Source organism: Paracoccus sp. 228, from assembly GCF_000967825.1.
Taxonomy (GTDB): domain Bacteria; phylum Pseudomonadota; class Alphaproteobacteria; order Rhodobacterales; family Rhodobacteraceae; genus Paracoccus; species Paracoccus marcusii.
Window position 1 is genome coordinate 220,483 of record NZ_JYGY01000006.1, and the last position, 22,360, is coordinate 242,842.

Genomic DNA, 22,360 nt, shown 5'->3' on the forward strand with positions numbered 1-22,360 from the left:
TCAGACCCCCAGTTCGCGATTGAGCATGTCCATGTTGGCGGGCAGCTGGCCCACCGGGAATTCCGCGGTCATCTGGCCGTGATCCATCAGATAGAACCGGTCGGCGACCTTGCTGGCAAAGCGGAAGTTCTGTTCCACCAGCACCACGGTCATGCCGCGTTTCTTCAACTCGCCCAGCACGGTGCCGATGTTCTGGATGATCACCGGGGCCAGCCCCTCGGTCGGCTCGTCCAGCAGCAGGCAGCGCGCGCCGGTGCGCAGGATGCGCGCCATGGCCAGCATCTGCTGTTCGCCCCCCGACAGTTTCGTGCCGGGGCTGTTCCTGCGTTCGTGCAGGTTCGGGAACAGGGCATAGATCTCGTCGACCGACATGCCGCCCTTGGCCACCACCGGCGGCAACATCAGGTTCTCCTGCACCGACAGGCTGGCGAAGATGCCGCGCTCCTCGGGGACGAAGCCCAGGCCGGCGCGGGCGGTCTTGTGCAGCGGCATGGTCATCATGTCGCTGCCGGCAAAGGTGATGCTGCCGGTGCGCTTGCGCAGGATGCCCATGATCGACCGCAGCGTGGTGGTCTTGCCCATGCCGTTGCGGCCCAGGATGCAGATCATCTCGCCTTCGTTCACGTGCAGGTCGACGCCGTGCAGGATGTGGCTTTCGCCGTACCAGGCGTTCAGCCCGGCGACATTCAGAAGCGCGCTCATGCGTCGGTTCCCATATAGGCGGTGCGCACGCGGGGATCGGTGGACACCGTGGCGTAATCGCCGCTGGCCAGGATCTCTCCGCGCTGCAGCACGGTGACGCGGTCGCAGATGTCGGCCACGACCGACAGGTTGTGTTCGACCATCAGCACCGCCCGGTCGCGGGCCACGTCGCGGATGATGCCGGCGACGGTGCGCACGTCCTCAAGGCCCATCCCGGCCATCGGCTCGTCCAGCAGCAGGACCTTGGGGTCCAGGGCCAGCGTGGTCGCGATCTCCAGCACGCGCTTGCGGCCATAGGACAGGTCCATCGCGCGGGTGTCGCGGTATTCCGTCAGGCCCAGCTGCGCGATCAGCTCGTCCGCGCGCGGGTTCAGCCGGTCCAGCGACGACAGCGACCGCCAGAACTGGGTGGCCAGCCCGTTGGGCCGCTGCAGCGCGACGCGCAGGTTCTCCAGCACCGTCAGATGCGGGAACACGGCCGAGATCTGGAACGACCGCACCAAGCCAAGCCGGGCCACCTCGGCGGGCTTTCTGGCGGTGATGTCCTGGCCCAGCAGGGTGATCGACCCGCGGGTGGGCGTCAGGAACTTGGTCAGCAGGTTGAAGACGGTGGTCTTGCCCGCGCCGTTCGGGCCGATCAGCGCGTGGATGCGGCCGTGTTCGACATCCAGATCGACATCGTTGACGGCGGTGAAGCCGGCGAAATCCTTGCCAAGGCCGCGGGCGGATAACACCACCCGCGGCTGGTCCTGTTGCACAGGCATTGCTGTCATGGGTCCGTCCGCGCCCTAGTTCGCCGCGACCAGCGCGCAACCGCTTTCGGCCGGATCGATGAACGCCTCGGACCCGGGGATGGTCGCCAGGACGTTGAAGTAGTCCCAGTCCGTGGTGATGTCGGCCGGTGCCTTGACCTCCAGCAGATAGACGTCGGTGATCAGGCGTCCGTTCGCGCCCACCGTGCCGCCCTGAGAGAAGACGTCGTTGACCGGCAGCGTGTGCAGCTGTTCGGACACGGCGGCGGTCTCGTCGGTGCCTGCGGCCTCGATGGCCTTCAGGTACTGCAGGACGGCCGAATAGGTGCCGGCATGGACCATGTTCGGCATCGCCTGCGTGCGCTCGAAGAAGCGCTGCGCGAATTCGCGGCTTTCGTCGGTCCGGTTCCAGTAGAAGGATTCCGTCAGGGTCAGGCCCTGTGCGGCCTCGGCGCCCAGGCCGTGGACCTCGGCCAGGGTGAACAGCAGCGCCGCCAGGCGCTGGCCGCCCTGCACGATGCCGAACTCGGCCGCGGACTTGATGGCGTTCTGGGTGTCCAGGCCGGCATTGGCCAGGCCGATGACCTTGGCCCCCGATGCCTGCGCCTGCAGCAGGAAGGACGAGAAATCATTGGTGGACAGCGGATGGCGGACCGACCCCAGCACTTCGCCGCCATTGGCGGTGACATAGGCGCCGGTCTGCTCCTCCAGCGAATAGCCGAAGGCATAATCGGCGGTCAGGAAGAACCAGCTGTCGCCGCCCTGCTCGACCAGCGCGCCGCCGGTGCCCACGGCCAGCGCGTGGGTGTCATAGGCCCAGTGGAACCCGTTCGCGGTGCATTGCGCGCCGGTCAGTTCGGTGGTGGCGGCACCGGTGGTCATGGTGATCTTGTCGGCCTCGGCCGACAGCGCCTGCACGGCCAGCGCCACGGACGAGGTGGTCAGCTCCATGATCGCGTCGACCTGTTCGGTGTCGTACCACTGCCGCGCGATGTTCGATGCGACGTCGGGCTTGTTCTGGTGATCGGCGGTCACGACCTCGATCGGCATGTCCAGCACGGTGCCGCCGAAATCCTCGACCGCCATCAGCGCCGCCTGATAGGAATAGGTGCCGCCGAAATCGGCATAGACACCCGACTGGTCGTTCAGGATGCCGATCTTGACGACGTCATCCGATACCTGGGCCATCGCGGCGGTGGCCGTGGCGCCCAAGATCGCCACCGATGTCAACAGTCTAGCCATGGTCTTCTCTCTCCCTCGTGTCGGACCGCAGGCGTGTGGACGGGCCACCCGCCGGGTCGGCGGTCCGGTTCATCGTTTCCGTGAATGACTGGCGACCCTCTCCCCAAGGTCGCGCTTGGGAAAGGTTGCAGAATAGGTTTGCCTTGGCAAGGACGCTTGGACCGCCCTGCGGCAACTTGCACAGGCTGCAATCCGCCAGCGGCGCGGGCGGCGGCGGGCCGGGGGTTGGCCTGCGGTCCACAGCCCCTATCCTGACCCCCTGAACACGGGGAGGAGACCACCATGACCTGTCATCCGACACGCCGCATCGCCGCGATCCTGCTGGCGGGCACGCTGTTTCACGCGCAGGCCGCCGCGGCCCAGGACCCTGCCGGTCCCGACGCGCCGACGCGCGACGAGTTCTTCTGGCTGGGCCAGATGAACAAGGCCAGCCTGGTCATCAACAGCCAGGAGGGGCTGTTGGACCCGGCCCTGGCCCCGGACATCGCCGACGCGCTGACGCAGATGATCGCCGCGGGCGACGCGCCCGACGGAGAACGCCCCCGCACCGTCATCAGCTTCGAGCCGCTGCTGATCGATGCGGGCGGTCCGCAGGTCACCCTGCTGCATGCCGGGCGGTCCAGCCAGGACATGCACGCCACCTTCCGCGCAGCGATGCTGCGCGACAAGATGCTGGAGCTGGCCGATCAGCTGCACGCGACCACGACCACGATGGTCGACCTGGCAGAACGCCATGCGGGCACCATCGTGCCGAACTATACCAACGGGGTCGCGGCCCAGCCCAACAGCCTGGGCCATTACCTGCTGGGCCACGCCGCCGGCCTGGACCGCGACGCGCAGCGCATCCGCGAGGCCTATGCCCGCATCGACCGCAGCGCGATGGGCACCACCGTCCTGAACGGTACCGGCTGGCCGCTGAACCGCCAGCGGATGGCCGAATACCTGGGCTTTCCGGCGCTGGTCGAGAACGCCTATGACGCGTCGCAGATCTCGTCGATGGACCACCCGGTCGAGGTGGCGGGCATCGTCACCTCGGTCGCGCTGCACAGCGGCAACCTGGTCGAGGACATCATGACCCAATACGCCCAGACCCGCCCCTGGATCCTGCTGGAGGAGGGCGGAGAGAATACCTATGTCTCCTCGGCCATGCCGCAAAAGCGCAATCCGGGCCTGCTGAACAACACGCGCAGCGATGCGTCGCAGGCCATCGCGCTGGCGATGGGGCCGGTCCTGCAGACGCACAACATCACCCCCGGCATGCCCGACCCCAAGGATGTCGCCGACAATGCCGCGATGGTCGATGCGGGCATCGCCACCCTGTCGCGGCTGGACGCGGTCCTTCAGGCGCTGGTCATCGACCAGGATCGCGCGCTGGAGGAGCTGAACAGCGACTGGACCGCCTCGCAGGAGATCGCCGACCGGCTGATGCGCGACCACGGCCTGCCCTTCCGCGAAGGCCATCACGTCGCCTCCGAGATCGTGACACATGCACGCCGGAACGGGATGGGCCCGCTGGACTTTCCCTATGCCGAGGCGCAGCGCATCTATGCGGATGCCGTCGCAGGCACCGACGCCCCGGCAGACCTGCCCCTGACCCAGGAGGAGTTCCGCCAGGCCCTGGACCCGGCCGCGATCGTCGCCGCGCGCGCCACCTCCGGCGGGCCGCAACCGCAGGAGATGACGCGCATGATCGGCACCGCCCGCGCGCGGCTGGACGATCACGCCGGATGGATCGCCGCCCGGCGCGGCCATGTCGATGCGGCGCTGGACCGGCTGGACGCCGATTTCGACGGCCTGACGCGGGACTGACCCTTCAGGGCGCGGGCTGGTAGTCGATCCAGGATGTCGCGGCCTCGTAGGCGCGGCCCAGGTTCAGCACGCAGGCATCGCGCCCGCGATGGCCGATCAGCTGCAGCCCCATCGGCGTGCCGGACGGTCCGAACCCCGCCGGCACGCACAGCGCCGGCAACCCGGTCAGCGATGCCGGCACGACCACCTCCATCCAACGGTGATAGCTGTCCATCTGTTGTCCCGCGATCTGGCGCGGCCAGGTCCAGTCCGCGTCGAACGCGAACAGCTGCGCCGACGGCAGCGCCAGGATGTCCACGTCCATCCCCGCCGTGTGGCGGAACCAGTCCGACCGGATCGTGCTGGCACGGCGCAGGTCGGCGGCGGACAGGGCCAGGCCGCGCTCGATCTCCCACCGCAGTTCGGGCTTCACCTGATCCGGGGCGCTGTGCAGCAGCGGGCCAAGGCTGCCCGCGATGGTCCAGCTGCGCAGCGTCGTCCAGGCCTCCCACAGGGCGGCGGCCGAAAAGGGTGGCGCCATGGGAACCACGTCATGGCCCAGATCGGCCAGCACCTGCACGGCGGCCCCGCACAGGTCCAGCACGCCCGGCTCCATCGCATAGGCCCCGCCCCAATCGCCCAGCCAGCCGATGCGCAGCATGCCCTTGGGCGGCGCGGGGCGATAGGGGCCGCTGGAATGCGGGTGCATCGGATCGGGGGCGGACTGGACCGCCAGCAACAGCTCGAGGTCACGGATCGACCGCGCCATCGGGCCTTCGGTCGACAGCTGGGACAGGAACAGGTCGCCCGGGTTCGACGGCGCGACCAGGCCATAGCTGGGCCGGAATCCGAAGACGTTGTTCCACCCGGCCGGGTTGCGCAGCGACCCCATCATGTCCGACCCGTCCGCCAGCGCCACCATGCGCGCGGCCAGCGCCGCCCCCGCGCCGCCGCTGGACCCGCCCGCCGACCGCGACAGGTCATAGGGGTTGCGCGTGACGCCATAGACCGGGTTGTAGCTGTGCGACCCCAGCCCGAATTCGGGCGTGTTCGTCTTGCCGATGATCACCGCCCCGGCCCGGCGCAGGCGCGCGACCATCGGGCTATCCGCCACCGGCACGTGGTCGCGGAACGCGGGCGAGCCATAGGTCGTGGCGATCCCCGCCGTGTCCGCCAGATCCTTGACCGCCATCGGCAATCCCTGCAGCGGCCCCGCAGGGGCCTGCGCGGCCTCGGCCAAGAGGGTGTCGCGGTCGCGCAGCGCGACGACGGCGTTGATGGACGGGTTTGTCGCCGCGATCCGGTCCAGCGTCAGCGCCATCAGCCCGACCGCATCGATGCTGCCCGCGCGCAGGGCCTTCAGCTGGCTTGTCGCATCCCCGGTGATCATCCGATGTGCCCCTTTTCCTGATCTCGCCGTCACCGTGGGGCGAAACCGCGCGCCCCACAACCCCTGCCGCCCGTGTCGATCACGGAACCGTGTGCATCCATGACATCGGCGTTGGAACGGAACATCGGGCGCATGCTGCGGTTGTGCCCCGACACCAACAGGAGAACCCGATGAAACAGACACTTGCGATCCTTGCCATCTGCGCCACGCCCGTCGCAGCCCTTGCCCAAGCCGAGGGAGAGTTCTCGCTGCCCGACCTGCCCTATGCCGCGGACGCGCTGGACCCGGTCATCAGCGCCGAGACGATGGGCCTGCATCACGACAAGCACCACCAGAGCTATGTGACCAACCTCAACACCGCCATCGCCGAGGGCGACGCCCCCGCCGGTACCGCGCTGGAGGATCTGGTGGCCAATGCCGGCACCTATCCCGACCGCGTCCGCAACAACGCCGGCGGTCACTGGAACCACACGTTCTTCTGGGAATCGATGGCCCCGGCCGACCAGACCGGAGAGATGTCGCCCGAACTGACCGAGGCGATCGAGGCGGCATTCGGTTCCGACGAGGAGTTCCGCACCGCATTTCAAGAGGCCGGTGCAGGCCAGTTCGGATCGGGCTGGGTCTGGCTGATCGTGAACGATCAGGACGAGCTGGAGATCACCTCGACCCCGAACCAGGACAACCCGCTGATGGACGTGGCCGAGACGCAGGGCACGCCGCTTCTGGGCAACGACGTGTGGGAACACGCCTATTATCTGACCTACAACAACCGCCGGGCCGAATATCTGGAAAGCTGGTGGGATGTCGTGAACTGGAGCGCCGTGTCCGAACGCTATGACGCGGCACTGGCCGAATAAGGCACGGCCATCCCCAATCTTACGACGGGCGGCACGGCAACGTGCTGCCCGTCTTCTTTGCGAAACCAAAATAGCACGCAACGGGCCAGAAACGACGGCGCGAGGGCGTCGGAGCCGTGCAATGGGCCGGTCAGAACCTGTTCCGGCGGGCTAAGCGTCTGGCACGACGTCGGTATCAGGGCATCCCATTCAGGCCCCTGCGTTTCCGGTGGGCGGGGCGGCCCGCGTCTTGCGCGTCGTCCTGTGGGACAGGAAGAACCGCAGCATCTGGGCCGAGGCATCCGGCCCGCCCGGATCGACAAAACGACCCGCACGCGAACCGCCCGACCAGGCATGGCCCGCGCCCTTGACCAGCCAGTGTTCGACCCAGGACCGGCCCTGCCCCACCCGGTGGCTGGTGCGCACATAGGCCCGTCCGCCCGGCACGGTGCGGGTCAGTTCCACCGCGCGCAGGTCCGGGAACGTCTCGACCGCGCGGATCGCCACGAAGCGGCCGTTGCGCGGGGTCACGATGTGGTCGTCGCTGCCGTGAAAGATGATCGTGGGGACGGGCGTGGCAAGGCGGCGGCCGGGGCTGCCCTGCTTCATCGCGATGATGGCCGAGGTCTTGTCCGCCGCCGCGCCCGGCGGCAAGCCGGAATGACACCCGACGGCGGCGAACAGATCGGGATAGGCATGCGCCAGCAGCATCGCGGTCGACCCGCCCGCCGACAGGCCCGCGACATAGACCCGCGCCGGGTCCGCGCCATAGCGCGCCAGCATGTCCCGGGTCAGGCTGGCCAGCAGGGCGGGTTCACCGCCGTCGCGACCCTGATCCTCGGGGCGGAACCAGTTCCAGCAGCGGTTGGCATGCGCCTCGCGCGGCTGCGCAGGATAGACCACGATCACGCCCCGCTGTTCGGCCAGCGCGTTCATCCCGGTGCCCTTGGCGAAATCCTCGGGCGTCTGGCCGCAGCCATGCAGCATCACCAGCAGTTGCAGCGGCACCCCCGCCCCGATCGCCGAGGGCAGATAGACGCGGTACTTGCGCGTCCCATGGGCGCAGGTATGGGTCCCCGTCTCGAACCGTGCAGATCGCGGGGCGGCGGCCCGCGGCTTTGCGGCAGGCTTTGACTTGGCAGGCTTGGGCTTTGCCGCTTTCGGCGGCTGCACGGCGGCGGTGGCCGCCTGCGTCATCGCCTTGGTGGCCGTTTTCATGAAGGCGCCCATCAGGCCCGCCATGGCGTTGGCGCCGGATTTCCGGCGACGGGTTCCAATGCGAAGTCTGGGGCGCCTGGTCACGGGGTTCGGGGCAGCGTTCGGGTGAACATGACCTCTGCGTCGCATGCGCCCCCGGATTGGGCAAGCGGCAACCCCGGTTCCGCCGGTCATGGCTGCCATGACGCGCTGACAGGTCCGGGCGCGCTTGCCCATTCGGGCGGCGTTTGACATTTTGCGGGCAGACGCCCCGGCCCCCGCCGCGCCGCAATGAAAAGGTCCTGCCGATGACGGCCGCCATGCTGACGCTTCTGGACTGGCTGGACCGGCGCACGTCCGGGGTGGGCCTGGTCACCGGCGCGCTGTTCGTCGCGGGTTCCCTGACGCCCAGCCTGATCCCGCGCAGCCCCCAGATCCAGGGCATCCTGGCGGGGTTCTGCTTTGCCGCGGGCTATGGGGTGGCGGTGCTGGCCGGCGCGCTGTGGCGCTATCTGCAGCTGCCGCGCATGACCGACCGTCAGGCGCGCCTGCTGGTGCCGGCGATGGGCGCGGTGGCGCTGGTCATCGTGACCGTGTTCCTGCTGCGGTCCGCGGAATGGCAGAACGACATCCGCGCCGCCATGACCCTGCCCCCGGCCGAGGGCGTGGCCCCCTTCGTGGTGGCCGGGCTTGGCACCGCGGTCGCGTCGTTCCTGCTGATCCTGGGCAAGCTGCTGGTGGCGCTTGGCCGTTATGTCAGCGCGCGCATCGCGCAGGTCCTGCCCCGCCGGCAGGCGCGGGTTCTGGGCGTGCTGCTGACGATCCTGGTGACCTATCAGGTCTTCAGCGGCGTTCTGGTGCGCAACGTCGTCTCCAGCATCGACCAGTCGGCGCAGGCGCTGGACGACCTGATCCCCGCCGAACAGATCGCCCCCGACCAGCCCTGGCAGACCGGCAGCGCCGAATCGCTAGTCGCCTGGCAGGATCTGGGGCGCGAGGGGCGCAATTTCGTCGCCACCACCCCCGACCCCCAGGCCATCGCCGGCGTCACCGGACAGCCCGCGCGGCAGCCGCTGCGCGTCTATGTCGGGCTGAACGCGGCGGATACGCTGACCGCGCGCGCCGATCTGGCGGTGCGCGAACTGGAACGCGCGGGCGGGTTCGACCGCAGCACGCTGGTCGTCGCCATGCCCACCGGCACCGGCTGGATGGACCCCGCCGCGATCGAGCCGCTGGAGCATCTGAACCACGGCGACGTCGCGACCGTGGCGTTGCAGTATTCCTATCTGCAAAGCTGGATCTCGCTGCTGGTACAGCCCGAACAGGCGGCCGAGGCCGGGCGCGCCCTGTTCGGGGCCGTCCACCGCCGCTGGCAGCAGCTGCCCGAGGAGACGCGCCCCCGGCTGTATCTCTATGGTCTCAGCCTGGGCGCGCACAGCTCTCAGCAGTCGTTGCGCCTGCATGAGATGCTGGATCAGCCCATCGATGGGGCACTGTGGGTCGGGCCGCCCTTCGTCAGCCAGCTGTGGCAGACGCTGACCGCCGAACGCGACCCCGGATCGCCCGCCTGGCTGCCGCACCTGACCACCGGAGAGGTCGTGCGCTTTACCGACGGTCGCCAGTCGGTGCATGACGGCGGCCCCTGGGGCGAGGTGCGGATCGTGTTCCTGCAATACGGCAGCGATCCCATCGTGTTCTTCCGATCCGACAGCGCGATCCGCCCGCCCGAATGGCTGGCCAGCCCCCGCGCACCCGAAGTGTCGCCCGACCTGCGCTGGTATCCGATCATCACCCAGCTGCAGCTGGCCTTCGACATGGCGATCGCGCTGGAGGTGCCGATCGGGCATGGCCATGTCTATGCCCATGTCGATCACATCGACCCCTGGCTGGCGATCACCGACCCGCCCGGATGGACCCCCGAACGGCTGCAAGCGCTGCGCGACCATTTCCTGGCGCGGCAACAGGAGGTCACGACACAGCCTGGCAGTTCGGGCTGACCCCGATCGGGCCGCCGCGTGCGGCGTCAGGCGCGGCTGTCGGCGATGGCGCGCCAGCGCGGATTGTCGTCGCCGACATGGCGCCGCGCGCCCCAGAAGCCCGCGGGCCCGGGACCGGACACCTCGACGAAGGCGTTGAAGAACGCCCCGCCCGCCGCGCCAAAGCCGTCGATGGCGCGCCGGTACAGCGCACCCATCTGATCCGAATAGTGGAACCGCTCGAGGAAATCGAACAGCTCGGGATCGGCGTCGATGGCGGCCCGGTCGGGGACGATGTGGCTGCCGCCCTCGTACATAACCAGGAACAGGCCTGCCTCCTGGGCGATGGCGTGCTGGGCGGCCCAGACCTCCTCCAGCGTGGCGATGGTGGTGCCGCCCTCTTCACCCGCAACATGGCGCCCGTCGGCCACCTGTTCCGCCATCAGGTCGAACGCCCGCGCATCCCCCATGTCACGCCAGGACCGGATCAGCGACAGGTTCGCGGGACGTCCGATGCCGCCGTCGAAATAGCCCGTCACCGCATAGGCGTCGAAATGGGTCTTGGGTGCCCGGCGGTCCGGACCGTCCGCCACCCACAAGGGCGCATCCAGCATGGCATGGTTCAGGTCGATCCAGGCGGTATGGGCGGTGATGACCTTGCGCAGGCGGTCGGGCGCATCGGCATAGACCGCGTCCAGCAGCACCGCCATTTCAGCCGCACGGCCACCGTAATACTGCATCCAGCCATCGCCTTGGCCGGGCCATTGCGCCTCGGCCTGCTGTAGGGCCCACTGGGTCTGGCCGAACTGGAAGTTCCACACCTCGTTCGAGAATTCGTACCAGGCGGTCAGGCCCGGATCCAGGCTGTCCCGGACCAGCGTGGCAAAGCGGGTGATGTGGTCGTCGGTCGCCAGATGCGGAAAGCAGAACCACGGATCGATGCCCAGTTGATTGGCCAGCGCCACCATGACCTCGACCGGCACGCCCAGGGTCCAAGTGGCCGAGGTCAGGCGCGGCCGGTCGTCCCACTCGGACAGCGTGCTGTCATTCGTGGCCATCCAGTCCATGAGGCGGATCACCCGGAACCCGCCGATCAGCGCCAGCCATTCGGGCCGAAAGATCTGCCCTGCATCATATTCGGCCTGCAAGTCCTGATGGATGCATCGGAAATTGCGCGCGGGATCGGCGGCGTCCTGCCTGACGATGTCGATCGCCACGATCCCCGTGTCCGACGCGACATAGTCGAACTCGGCCCATCCCGGCCCGGTGGTCACGTTCGTGCCGGTCCCGTTGATGCGCACGTCGCCGGTTCCGTCCCAGGTCATCCGGTAATGGCCGTTCACGCTGATATCGTCGGCGGACAGGTCGCACAGGATGATCGTGCCCACGGCAGTCGAGCCGTCGGGGATGCTGACGGGCCAGCCGTCGGCATCCAGATGCCCGCCCTCGCGCAACTGGGCGTTGGTATGGGACACGAACTCGGCCTCGGACCGTCCCATCCATTCACGGCTTTGGCGCATCACGTCGATGAATGGCTGAGAGGCCCCCCAGTCAGAAATACCCGACAGCCCCACCGCGATGCCCCCCGGTTCGGTGCGTGTCGCGGCCCGCGCGGTCAGTGGCATCCCGATCGCGGCCTGCAGTCCGAAGGCGGCGCCAAGCATCAGTACGGAACGTCTTTTCACCGGCGGCCCTCCATGCACTGCCCCGACAAAGGGGACCGTGAATTTCTAACAGCGTGGTGCGCATCCGGGCAAGGCGTTTACCGGCAGGGGAATTTGCGGCCCGGTTCGTGACCGCAGCCCCCCGGCCAGATCGAATATGGCTCAATACCCGCATTCATCTTATTGAATATAAATGATAGTACCGGGATTCTTCAGTTGGTTCCCAGATGCCGTCACAAGGTCGGATCATGCGTTCAATGCGATCTGGGACCGCCCGCACGGATCACGATGCCGCAAGGTCGGACCGGCGCCCGCAGCACCGGTCCGACCCGTTCGCAACCTTTGCGCGACTGTATCTGGTCCACAGTCATCCTGCGCGGCGTATAGGGATTTTCGATGACGGGCGCAGCGGTTCGTAAAAACGGGGGCGCCGGATTGCGGCGCCCCCCGAGGCTTGATCAGTCTGCGCTGCGTTCGCCCAGCTGCAGGCCGGCGGGAGCGGGAACCAGGTCGCCCACGGGACGAGCCTGTCCGACGGGCCGACCCGCCAGGGCGGCGTCGAACTGGTCTCGGTCCAGCGCGCCTTGCCAGCGGCTGACCACCACCGTGGCGACCGCGTTGCCGATGAAGTTCGTGACCGAGCGGCATTCCGACATGAAGCGGTCCACGCCCAGGATCAGCGCCATGCCCGCGACCGGCACGGTCGGGACGACCGACAGTGTCGCGGCCAGCGTGATGAAGCCCGCGCCGGTGACGCCCGCCGCGCCCTTCGACGATAGCATCGCGACCAGCAGCAGCAGAACCTGTTGCTGCAGCGACAGATCGGTGTTCGTGGCCTGGGCGATGAACAGCGCGGCCAGCGTCATGTAGATGTTGGTGCCGTCCAGGTTGAAGCTGTAGCCGGTCGGCACGACCAGGCCCACGACGGGACGGGCGCAGCCGGCCTTCTCCATCTTCTCCATCAGCGAGGGCAGCGCGGATTCCGACGACGAGGTGCCCAGCACCAGCAGGATCTCGGCCTTGAGATAGGAGATCAGCCGGAAGATCGAGAACCCGTTGACCATGCAGACCGTACCCAGGATCACGATCACGAACAGGGCCGAGGTCAGGTAGAACGTGCCGACCAACGCCGCCAGGTTCACGACGGACCCGATCCCGTACTTGCCGATGGTGAAGGCGAAGGCCCCGAAGGCGCCGATGGGGGCGGCCTTCATCAGGATGTCGACCACGCGGAAGATCGCGAAGCTGGCCGATTCCATGACCGACAGGACCGGCTTGGCGCGGTCGCCGACCATGATCATGCCGATGCCGAACAGGATCGCCACGAACAGCACCTGCAGGATGTTGCCCTCGACGAAGGCTGACACCAGCGTGGTCGGGATGATGTCCATGACGAAGCCCACCAGGCTGGTCTCGTGCGCCTTCTCGGCATAGCCGGTGACGGTGCTGGCATCCAGCGTGGACGGGTCGATGTTCATGCCGCGGCCCGGCTGGATGACGTTCGCCACGATCAGGCCGACGATCAGCGCCAGCGTCGAGAAGGTCAGGAAATAGGCGAAGGCCTTGCCCACGACCGATCCCACGCCGCGCAGCGTGCCCATTCCGGCCAGGCCCGTGACGATGGTCAGGAAGATGACCGGCGCGATGATCATCTTGACCAGCTTGATGAAGGCGTCGCCCAGGGGCTTCAGCGCCTCGCCGGTCTGGGGATAGAAATGGCCGATCAGCGCGCCGGCGACGATGGCAAAGATCACCTGGACGTACAGGTGGGCGTAAAAGGGCTTGGGGGCGTGCGCTTGGGGATGCGCGGGGGCGTTCAACTGCATCTGGTCTCCTCCGACCTGCATGTGACGATGACGTGACACAGGATAGCCTATCGGACCCGACTGCCCGCCTTCCGCGCGCATGGCTGCAATGCGTTGATTTCATGGCTTTCTGTCGGCCTGCGGGGGTCTATAATGTGTGGTTTTCCGCACGGATGCCGCGTGCTAGTGTGGAAACCGAAACAGTCCGGGGGACGGGATGGAACAGGCGGCGACCTTGCGAGAATCGCGCTGGCGGCTGCATCCCACGCTGCTGGTGCTGGTCGCAGCTCTGCTGGCGGGGCCTTGGGCCGCCTATACGGTGACGCGCGACGGGATGCTGGCGCAGCTGGACCAGGACGCGCAAGCCGCCGCCGAAAGCCGCGCCCTGACGCTGGACAGCATCCTGGACCGACAGCGTGCGGTGGCCACCGTCCTGGCCGTCGACCAGCAGGTGATCCAGTTGCTGCAGCAGGGTGGCCCCGACCGCGATTTCGCGGTGTCGGCCAAGATGGACCTGCTGCGGGCGGAAACGCAAAGCGACGTGATCTATCTGCTGGATCGCCGGGGCGTGTCGGTGGCCGCGTCGAACTGGGACCTGCCGTCCAGCTTCATCGGCCACGACTATGGATTCCGGCAGTATTTTCGTCAGGCAGCCGCGCAGGGCACGGGCCAGGAATACGCGCTTGGCACGGTCAGCGGGCGGCCCGGCCTGTATCTGGCCCATGACATCCGCGACGGGACGACGCTGTTGGGCGTGGTGGTGGTCAAGGTCGAGTTCGACCCGCTGGAGGCCGCATGGGCGCGCGACACCGGGGCCACGCATGTTGTGGACGGACAGGACCGGGTGATCATCTCGGGCCAGCCGGCGCTGCGCTTTGGGGCCCTGCCGGATGTCCGCGGCATGGTGCAGGCCCGCGCCAGCGTGCGCGGCACCGACTGGACGCTGCTGGTCCGCCGTCCCTTGGCCGAGGCGCAGCGCGTGGCGTCGCTTGCGGCAGGGACCGCCGTCCTGGCCGTGCTGCTGGCCGGGGTCGTGGTGGCGGTGATCATGGCCCGCCTGCGCCGCGCCGCCCGCCGCGCGCGGGCCGAGGCCGCCTATCGCGCCGACCTGGAACGCGCGGTCGAGGCCCGCACCCGCGACCTCTCCGAGGAGATGCGCGAGCGCCGCGCCGCCGAACAGCGTCTGGTCCAGATGCAATCCGATCTGGTGCAGGCCAACAAGTTGGCCACCCTGGGCCAGGTCAGCGCCGGTTTCGCCCATGAGGTGAACCAGCCCCTGGCCACGATCCGCCTGCTGGCGGAGAACGGCCGCGCGATGCTGGACCGCGACCCGGCGCCGGTGGCCGCGAACTTGGACCGGATCATCGGCATGACCGACCGGATCGGCCAGATCACGTCCGAACTGCGCAACTTCTCCCGCAAGGCGACGGGGGCCGTGGGGCGGGTGGCGCTGGCCGACGCGATCCAGGCCTCGCTGATGCTGACGGCCAGCCGACGGCGGACCAGCGCGATGGATTTCGCGCTGCCCGACCTGCCCCCGGATCTGGCCGTCCGGGCCGAGGCCGTGCGCCTGGAACAGATCCTGGTCAACCTGCTGACCAACGCCCATGACGCGCAGGAAGGTCGCTCTGATCCCCGCATCGCCATCGCGGTCCAGGCGGACGACGCCCGCGTCACGCTGACCATCCGCGACAACGGTCCCGGCCTGTCGTCTGCCATGGCCGCACAGCTGTTCACGCCCTTTGCCACGGACAAGCCGCAGGGGCTGGGGCTGGGGCTGGTCATCTCGCGCGACATCGCCCGCGACTTCGGCGGCGAGCTGGACGCCCTGCCCCCGGAACCGGGCCAGGGGGCCGCGTTCCGCCTGACCCTGCCGCGTGCCGCATGACCGGGACCGTCCGCCTGATCGACGATGACGCCGACCTGCGCGCGGTGCTGGAGCAGACGCTGACCCTGGCCGGGATCGCGGTCGAGGCCTTTTCCGATGCCCGCTCGGCCCTAGCCGGGCTGGACGCGGATTACGCGGGCATCGTGCTGTCGGACGTGCGGATGCCCGGCATGGACGGGCTGCAGCTGTTTTCGCATCTGCGCGGGATGGACCCCGACCTGCCGGTGATCCTGCTGACCGGGCATGGCGACGTGGCGATGGCGGTCGCGGCGCTGCAGCAGGGGGCCTATGATTTTCTGACCAAGCCCGTTGGCGCGGACCGGCTGGCCGCCTCCTGCCGCCGGGCGCTCTCGGCGCGGGCGCTGGTGCTGGAGAACCGCCGCCTGGTGCGGCGCGCGGGTCAGGACGCCGCCCGCGTCGCGCCGCCGCTGATGGGGGACAGCGCGGCGATGATCCACCTGCGCGACGGCCTGGACCGCGTGGCCGAGGCAGAGAGCGACGCCCTGATCACCGGCCCGTCCGGGTCCGGCAAGTCGCTGGTGGCGCGTGCCATCCACCGCCTTGGGCCGCGACGGGGCCGCGGGTTGGTGGTGCTGGACTGCGCCACCGCGGACGAGGCCGGGTTCGACGCATTGCTGTCGGGAACCGAGACCCCGCGCGGTCCGCGCCGCCCCGGCCTTCTGGAGCAGGCCCATCGCGGCGTGCTGTGCCTGGAGGACGCGCCGGCTCTGCCCCCGCACCTGCAGGCCCGCCTGCTGAGCCTGGTCGAGGCGGGCGAATACTGGCCCGCGGGGGCCGCCGCCCCGCGCCCGCTGGCGTTGCAGCTGCTGGCCACGGCCCAGGACGATCCGCAGGGGCGGATGCATCCGGGCCTGTATTTCCGGCTGGCTCGTGCCCGCCTGTCGGTGCCGCCCTTGTCGGCGCGGCGCGACGACATCCCGGCGCTGTTCCGGCATTTCCTGCAGGCCGCGGCGGACCGGCTGTCGCGACAGGTGCCGCCGCTGACGGACCTGGTGCTGGCGCGGCTGGCGGCGCATGGCTGGCCCGGCAACCTGCGCGAATTGCAGGCCTTTGCCGAAGGTCACGTACTGGGCCTGTCGCCCATCGGCCCCGCGGGTGACGGTCCCGACCGACCACCCCTGTCGGACCTGGTCGCGGCCTACGAGGCCGGCCTGATCCGCGACGCGCTGCGCGAGGCGCAGGGCAATGCCACGGGCGCGATGGCCGCGCTGAACGTGCGGCGCAAGACCTTCTATGACAAGCTGACGCGCCACGGCATCCGCCCCGCCGATTTTCGCCGCCGCGACATGCGCCGATCCCCCGATCCCGACGATCCGTCTTGACGGATCGACCCGCAGCCGACATGCGGGAACGGTCTGCCATCGAATTGAGAATACCGATGTCGAATCAAGCACTGCCCGCGGGATTGTCGGTCTATCTGATCAATCTTGACCGGGCCGTCGACCGGCTGGCGCGGATGACCGCAAAATGCGATGCCGTGGGCCTGCCCTTCGAACGGGTCCCGGCGGTGGATGGGTCGACGCTCAGCTTTCCACATCCGGCCTTCGATGCCTGGGGCTATCGCTATCTGCACGGCCGCCGGGTGATCCCGGCCGAGGTCGGCTGCTATCTCAGCCATGTCGCCTGCGCGCAGCGGCTGTTGGACAGCCAGGACACGCATGCGCTGATCCTTGAGGACGACGTGGCCTTTCCGCCCGATTTCACCGCGATCCTGCGCGCCGCCATGGCCGAGGACGACAGCTGGGACATCCTGCGGCTGAGCACGATGAACACCGGGCGCAAGTTCGGCTTTCGCGACCTGCCCGGCGGGCGCCGCCTGGCCAAGGCCTTCACGCGCGAAAAGGGCGCCGGCGCCTATGTCATCAACCGCGCCGCGGCCCGGTGGATCACGGGACGGCTGATGCCGATGCGCCTGTCCTATGACATCGCCTTCGACCTGGAATACCTGGCCGGGCTGCGCGCGGTCTTCGTCGACCCGCCGCCCGTCGACCAGCGCGACGAACCGGCCTCGCAGATCCAGATGAACCTGCGGGCGTCGAAATATCCCGCGACGCGCTATCTGACCGTCCTGCCCTATCGCGCCTGGCTGGAGATCAGCCGCCTGGTCGCGCGCAGCGGCCAGTACGTCTATGCCCGCGCGCATTACCTGCCCTACAAGACCGTGCTGAAGGTCGCGTCCTTCGTGCTGGCCATCACCCTGGGCATCGACGAGATCTTCGACAACATGTAAGGCCGCGCCGCCCCGCGCGGGGGCGGCGCCTTTCGTCAGACCACCGTGACGCGGATCGCGCCGACGCCCTCGATCCGCGCGTCCATCACGTCGCCGCGGGTGACCGCGCCCACGCCAGACGGGGTGCCCGTCATGATCACGTCGCCCGGCTGCAGGTCGAAATAGCGCGACAGTTCGGCGATCATCTCGGGGATCTTCCAGATCATCTGGTTCAGATCGCCGGTCTGGCGGCGTTCCCCGTTCACGTCCAGCGTCACGGCGCCCGCATCGGGATGGCCGATCCGCGATGCCGGCACCAGCGGGCCGCAGGGGCCGGACTTCTCAAAGCTCTTGCCGACCTCCCACGGGCGGCCCATCTTCTTGGCCTCGCCCTGCAGGTCGCGGCGGGTCATGTCCAGGCCGACCCCATAGCCCCAGACATGATCCAGTGCCCGGTCGGCCGCGATGTCGCGGCCGCCGGTGGACAGGGCCACGACCAGCTCGACCTCGTGGTGCACGTCGGATGTCAGGGTCGGATAGGGGAAGGTGCCGTCCGACGTCAGGTTGGACGGGCTCTTGAAGAAGAAGAACGGCGGCTCCCGGTCGGGATCGTGGCCCATCTCGACCGCGTGGGCAGCATAGTTGCGGCCGATGCAGAACACCCGGTTGACGGGAAAGCGCTGGTCGCTGCCCTCGACCGGCAGGGTCGCGGGGGGCGCGGGGGCGATCACGTAATCGGTCGGCTGGTAAAGATCGTTGGGCATCAGTGTGTGACTCCTGCGTAGGATGCGCGCATCGCGACCATCGACGACGGCACATTGCGCACCGCCTTGTAGCGATTCATGGCGATGACCGGCATCGACAGCATGACCACCGCCAGCACCTTCGATGTCAACCCGGTGCCATGGACGAAGGTGACCAGCGGGATCAGCGCCGCCATGGGTGCCGCCTGCATGACGATGAACACGGGCAGCGTGATCCATTCGACGGTCTGGCGCAGCCCCATCGCGACGCCTGCGCTGATCCCCACCGTCAGTGAAATGACCAGCCCGATCACCAGGGGCTTCATCGTGCGCAGATAGGTGGCCCCCCTGGATCCGTCGGCGATCATCGACCACAGGGCGGCCATGGTCGCGGTGAAGGTGGGAAAGGCGAAATTGAACCCCGACCGGGCGGCGAATTCCCAGATCAGGGCAAACTTGGCGACCGACAGGATCTTCCAGTGCAGGCCCGACTGCCACAGGCGCAGGGCCGGGCCCGACGGTAGCGGCCGTCGCTGTGCGGTGATGTTGGCGGATGTCATGGATACAGGTCCCCCAAGGCGGGATGCGTCCCCTGCCCGCCGGATCGCGGATCAGGGGGGTGGCGGCGCCCCCGCGGGGATGCCGCCAATGGCCGGGCAATCAGTCCCGGGCGGCCGCCGGCAGGTCGAAAACCCAGTGCTGTGCGGTGTCCAGACCGGACTCTGGCGCCTGGACCTGGCCCGCGGCTGCCAGGAACCTCAGGTCGTCGATGACTGTTGGGCGCCGCCGGCCGTGGGCAGCATGCCGTCATCCACCGCGTCTTGGAAGTAGGGGTGATGTCGGCCAGCGCCTGGTCGGGCAGGTCGTACTGGGTGCGCAGGTCTCATACCCCTCATATCCCGCTCCTCCCAAAGCGGCAATGTGAGCGTGAATTAAAGGTCACCCCGATTGGTTTGCTTATGGCGCCCGATTGGTTAACTTTTCAACAAGACAGTTCAGAGTATTTATATTGTAAAATAATATTATGCGTGATTAACCTCACACCAATCTGGAGTTATCCTAGCCAAACTGACAAATTGGTTGCGGATAGTAATCTTGTGCGGCAACCCTGACTCCCCGCTCGGATATCCGGCCCATGACGACGACGACGGTTCGCGGCAGGCGACGCTGGTGCAGCTGCGCGCCGGGCTGATGCGCCATGACTTCGCCCCCGGCACCCGCCTGCCCCCCGAACGTGACCTGTCCGAGATCTTGGGCGTTTCGCGCGGGGAACTGCGCAAGGCGCTGGCCACGCTGGAGGCCGAGGGCCAGGTCTGGCGGCATGTCGGCAAGGGCACCTTCATCGGGTCGCGCCGCGTCGAGGTGATGAGCCTGTCCGAGATCGACCGCGTGACCAATCCCGCCGAGGTCATGCGCGCCCGCCTGCTGATCGAGCCGATGCTGGCGCGCGAGGCCGCGCTGAACGCCACACAGGATCATATCGAGGCGATGGCCGCCTGCATCCTGCGCACGCGCAGCGCCCAGACCTGGCGCCAGTACGAGACCGCCGACAACGAGTTCCACCGCCTGATCGCGCAGGCCACCGGCAATCGGCTGCTGCTGGCGCTGTTCGATGCGCTGAACGCGGTGCGGCGGGCGGTTGTGTGGGGGGCGCTGCGGTCGGGGCGGCAACGGCCGCCGGACGACCACCATTCCTTTGCCGAACACGACCGGATCGCCGCGGCGATCGCCCAACGCGACCTGTCGGGCGCAGCCGAGGCGATGCATCACCACCTGAGGGCGGTCCAGAAACAGCTGATCGACCCCAAGGGCCCCACGATCCCCCGGGAATAGCGGGTCAGATGGTGGACATTTCCCCCCGACGCGACGCACAATCCCGCGCATAAGAACGAGGATCAACAGACCATGGCCGAAAACGACACACCCCAGATCATCTATACCAAGGTGGACGAGGCGCCCGAGCTGGCGTCGGCATCGCTGCTGCCGATCATCCGCCGCTTTGCGGATGCGGCCGGAATCACGGTCGCGACGCGCGACATCTCTCTGGCGGGGCGCATCATCGCGGCATTTCCCGAACGGCTGACCCCGGAACAGGCGCAGTCGGACGATCTGGCGGGCTTGGGAGCATGGGTCAAGACGCCCGCCGCCAACGTCATCAAGCTGCCCAACATCTCGGCCTCGGTGCCGCAGCTGGTGGGCGCGATCAAGGAGTTGCAGGCGCAGGGCTATGACCTGCCCGACTATCCGGTCGATCCGCAGGACGACGCCCAGGCCGAGATCCGCGCCCGGTACGACGCGCTGAAGGGATCGGCCGTGAACCCCGTCCTGCGCGAGGGCAATTCGGACCGCCGCGCCGCGCGGGCGGTCAAGAACTATGCCAAGGCGCATCCTCATTCGATGGGAAAATGGTCCCCGGACAGCAAGACCCGCGTGTCGTCGATGCCCGCAGGCGATTTCCGCCGCAACGAGACGTCGGTGACGCTGACGGCCGAACAGGCCGGGCGCGTGCGCATCCAGCTGACCGGCGCGGACGGCCAGGTGACCGTGCTGAAGGACGGCCCCGACCTGCCCGCGGGCACCGTGGTCGATGCCAGCTTCCTGTCCGTGGCCGAGCTGACCCGCTTTCTGCAGGCCGAGATCGAGGCGACGCAGGCCGACGGCACGCTGTTCTCGGTCCACCTGAAGGCCACGATGATGAAGGTCTCGGACCCGATCATCTTCGGCCATGTCGTGCGCGCCTGGCTGGCGCCGGTGTTCGAACGTCACGGCGCGGCGCTGGCCGCGGCGGGTGCGGACCCCAATGGCGGCCTAGGCACCGTGCTGGCCCGCGTGGCGCAGATGCCCGAGGGCGATGCGATCCGCGCCGAGATCGACGCGATCATGGCGCAGCGCCCGCCGCTGTACATGGTGAACTCGGACAAGGGCATCACGAACCTGCACGTGCCGTCCGACGTGATCATCGACGCGTCGATCCCGGCGCTGCTGCGGGCCGGCGGCAAGGGCTGGGGCCCCGACGGGGCCGAGGCCGACACCAACTGCGTGATCCCCGACACGTCCTATGCCGACGTCTATGACGAGAGCGTCCGCTATTTCAAGGAAACCGGCGCGCTCGACCCGCGCACCGCGGGCACCGTCCAGAACGTCGGCCTGATGGCCCAGAAGGCCGAGGAATACGGCTCGCACCCGACCACGTTCGAGATCCCGCATGCCGGCACCGTGACCGTTACCGCCGCCAACGGCGACGAGCTGCACCGCCACGCGGTCGATACGGGCGACATCTGGCGCCTGTGTTCGACCCGCCAGGCCGCGATCGAGGACTGGGTGCGCCTGGCCATCGACCGCCAGCGCCTGGAGGGCTGCAAGGCGGTGTTCTGGCTGGACCGGGACCGCGCCCATGACCGCGAATTGCTGGCCTATGTCGAGCCGATGCTGGAGGCGGCGGGCGTCGCCGACCGCTTCCAGGTTCTGGCCCCGCGCGAGGCCACGCGCCTGTCCTTCGAGACCATTCGTGCAGGCCAGGACATCATCGCGGTCACCGGCAACGTGCTGCGCGATTACCTGACCGACCTGTTCCCGATCCTGGAGCTGGGCACCTCGGCCAAGATGCTGTCGATCGTCAAGCTGATGCAGGGCGGCGGCATGTTCGAGACGGGCGCCGGCGGGTCCGCCCCCAAGCACGTCCAACAGCTGGCCGAGGAGAACCACCTGCGGTGGGACAGCCTGGGTGAATTCTGCGCCCTTGGCGAAAGCCTGAACTTCCTGGCCGAAGCCACGGGCAACGAAAAGGCCCGCACCCTGGCCGCCGCGGTCGAGGCCGCGACCCAGGGCGTGCTGGACCACGAACGCTCTCCCGGCCGCAAGGCGGGCGACCCGGACAACCGTGACAGCCACTACTATTTCGCAATGTACTGGGCGCAGGCGCTGGCGCAGCAGAATTCCGACCCCGACCTGGCCGAGGAGTTCCGCCCCATCGCCCGCGACCTGACCGACCTGGAGGAGCAGATCGTGGCGGAACTGCGCGCGGATCGCGGCCGTCCCGTCGATCTGGGCGGCTATTACCACGCGGACCCGGAAAAGGTCGCCGCGGTGATGCGCCCGTCGGCCACGCTGAACCGCATCCTGGGCTGACGCCCCTGGTGGCGCGCGG

At 68.4% G+C, this 22,360-nt stretch carries 17 protein-coding genes; 8 read left to right on the forward strand and 9 right to left on the reverse strand.

Translation table 11 applies throughout. From position 1 onward, the window contains the following. Genes SY26_RS17770 through SY26_RS17780 form a run of 3 tightly spaced genes read right to left on the reverse strand, consistent with a single transcriptional unit; the run spans position 1 to position 2,696 of the window. Positions 1 to 702 (reverse strand): ABC transporter ATP-binding protein, encoded by a 702-nt coding sequence (locus SY26_RS17770; protein WP_045983481.1) that lies wholly within the window; start codon positions 700 to 702, stop codon positions 1 to 3. Beyond that, positions 699 to 1,475, reverse strand: a complete 777-nt coding sequence (locus tag SY26_RS17775) for an ABC transporter ATP-binding protein (protein WP_045983480.1) — start codon at positions 1,473 to 1,475, stop codon at positions 699 to 701. The genes SY26_RS17770 and SY26_RS17775 overlap by 4 nt, the downstream gene beginning before the upstream one ends. Before the next feature lie 15 nt (positions 1,476 to 1,490). After that, positions 1,491 to 2,696: an ABC transporter substrate-binding protein gene (locus tag SY26_RS17780; RefSeq protein ID WP_045983479.1), complete on the reverse strand. Its 1,206-nt coding sequence runs from the start codon at positions 2,694 to 2,696 to the stop codon at positions 1,491 to 1,493. A gap of 282 nt (positions 2,697 to 2,978) precedes the next feature. On the opposite strand from SY26_RS17780, the gene SY26_RS17785 reads away from it, so the two are divergent. Further along, positions 2,979 to 4,505 carry an argininosuccinate lyase gene (locus tag SY26_RS17785; protein WP_046001622.1) on the forward strand — a complete coding sequence of 509 codons (1,527 nt, stop codon included), beginning with the start codon at positions 2,979 to 2,981 and terminating at the stop codon, positions 4,503 to 4,505. 4 nt (positions 4,506 to 4,509) lie between these two features. Here the strand turns inward: SY26_RS17785 and SY26_RS17790 are convergent, their stop codons facing one another. Next, positions 4,510 to 5,874 (reverse strand): amidase, encoded by a 1,365-nt coding sequence (locus SY26_RS17790; protein WP_046001623.1) that lies wholly within the window; start codon positions 5,872 to 5,874, stop codon positions 4,510 to 4,512. A gap of 170 nt (positions 5,875 to 6,044) precedes the next feature. On the opposite strand from SY26_RS17790, the gene SY26_RS17795 reads away from it, so the two are divergent. Next, positions 6,045 to 6,731, forward strand: coding sequence for a superoxide dismutase (locus SY26_RS17795; protein ID WP_046001624.1), 687 nt, complete (start codon positions 6,045 to 6,047; stop codon positions 6,729 to 6,731). A gap of 189 nt (positions 6,732 to 6,920) precedes the next feature. Here the strand turns inward: SY26_RS17795 and SY26_RS17800 are convergent, their stop codons facing one another. Further along, entirely contained in the window at positions 6,921 to 7,928 is a 1,008-nt protein-coding gene (locus SY26_RS17800; RefSeq protein ID WP_232303388.1) for a PHB depolymerase family esterase, read from the reverse strand. Between the two features lie 287 nt (positions 7,929 to 8,215). Between SY26_RS17800 and SY26_RS17805 the strand changes: the two genes are divergently transcribed. Further along, positions 8,216 to 9,904 (forward strand): alpha/beta-hydrolase family protein, encoded by a 1,689-nt coding sequence (locus SY26_RS17805; protein ID WP_046001626.1) that lies wholly within the window; start codon positions 8,216 to 8,218, stop codon positions 9,902 to 9,904. 26 nt (positions 9,905 to 9,930) lie between these two features. Here SY26_RS17805 and SY26_RS17810 read toward each other — a convergent pair whose 3' ends face one another. Both SY26_RS17810 and SY26_RS17815 read right to left on the reverse strand, forming a co-directional pair. Next, complete coding sequence (locus SY26_RS17810; RefSeq protein WP_139598000.1) at positions 9,931 to 11,568, reverse strand: hypothetical protein; 1,638 nt, start codon at positions 11,566 to 11,568, stop codon at positions 9,931 to 9,933. A gap of 437 nt (positions 11,569 to 12,005) precedes the next feature. Next, complete coding sequence (locus tag SY26_RS17815) at positions 12,006 to 13,373, reverse strand: dicarboxylate/amino acid:cation symporter (protein WP_046001627.1); 1,368 nt, start codon at positions 13,371 to 13,373, stop codon at positions 12,006 to 12,008. A gap of 196 nt (positions 13,374 to 13,569) precedes the next feature. Between SY26_RS17815 and SY26_RS17820 the strand changes: the two genes are divergently transcribed. The 3 genes from SY26_RS17820 to SY26_RS17830 are packed head-to-tail and all read left to right on the forward strand — an operon-like array spanning position 13,570 to position 17,491. Further along, entirely contained in the window at positions 13,570 to 15,240 is a 1,671-nt protein-coding gene (locus SY26_RS17820; RefSeq protein ID WP_052715357.1) for an ATP-binding protein, read from the forward strand. After that, positions 15,237 to 16,583 carry a sigma-54 dependent transcriptional regulator gene (locus tag SY26_RS17825; protein ID WP_046001628.1) on the forward strand — a complete coding sequence of 449 codons (1,347 nt, stop codon included), beginning with the start codon at positions 15,237 to 15,239 and terminating at the stop codon, positions 16,581 to 16,583. Before SY26_RS17820 ends, SY26_RS17825 begins: the two co-directional genes overlap by 4 nt. Positions 16,584 to 16,639: 56 nt before the next feature. After that, a complete protein-coding gene (locus tag SY26_RS17830; RefSeq protein WP_064503574.1) occupies positions 16,640 to 17,491 on the forward strand; it encodes a glycosyltransferase family 25 protein in 852 nt (283 codons plus the stop codon). Positions 17,492 to 17,526: 35 nt separating this feature from the next. Here the strand turns inward: SY26_RS17830 and SY26_RS17835 are convergent, their stop codons facing one another. Then, on the reverse strand, positions 17,527 to 18,234 hold the full coding sequence (locus SY26_RS17835) for a fumarylacetoacetate hydrolase family protein (protein WP_046001629.1): 708 nt from the start codon (positions 18,232 to 18,234) through the stop codon (positions 17,527 to 17,529). Next, a complete protein-coding gene (locus SY26_RS17840; RefSeq protein ID WP_084693909.1) occupies positions 18,234 to 18,773 on the reverse strand; it encodes an ABC transporter permease in 540 nt (179 codons plus the stop codon). Before SY26_RS17840 ends, SY26_RS17835 begins: the two co-directional genes overlap by 1 nt. A 610-nt stretch (positions 18,774 to 19,383) precedes the next feature. On the opposite strand from SY26_RS17840, the gene SY26_RS17845 reads away from it, so the two are divergent. Both SY26_RS17845 and SY26_RS17850 read left to right on the forward strand, forming a co-directional pair. Beyond that, complete coding sequence (locus SY26_RS17845) at positions 19,384 to 20,046, forward strand: FadR/GntR family transcriptional regulator (protein ID WP_232303389.1); 663 nt, start codon at positions 19,384 to 19,386, stop codon at positions 20,044 to 20,046. Positions 20,047 to 20,118: 72 nt separating this feature from the next. Then, a complete protein-coding gene (locus SY26_RS17850; RefSeq protein ID WP_046001630.1) occupies positions 20,119 to 22,341 on the forward strand; it encodes an NADP-dependent isocitrate dehydrogenase in 2,223 nt (740 codons plus the stop codon). The last annotated feature ends 19 nt before the right edge of the window (positions 22,342 to 22,360 follow it).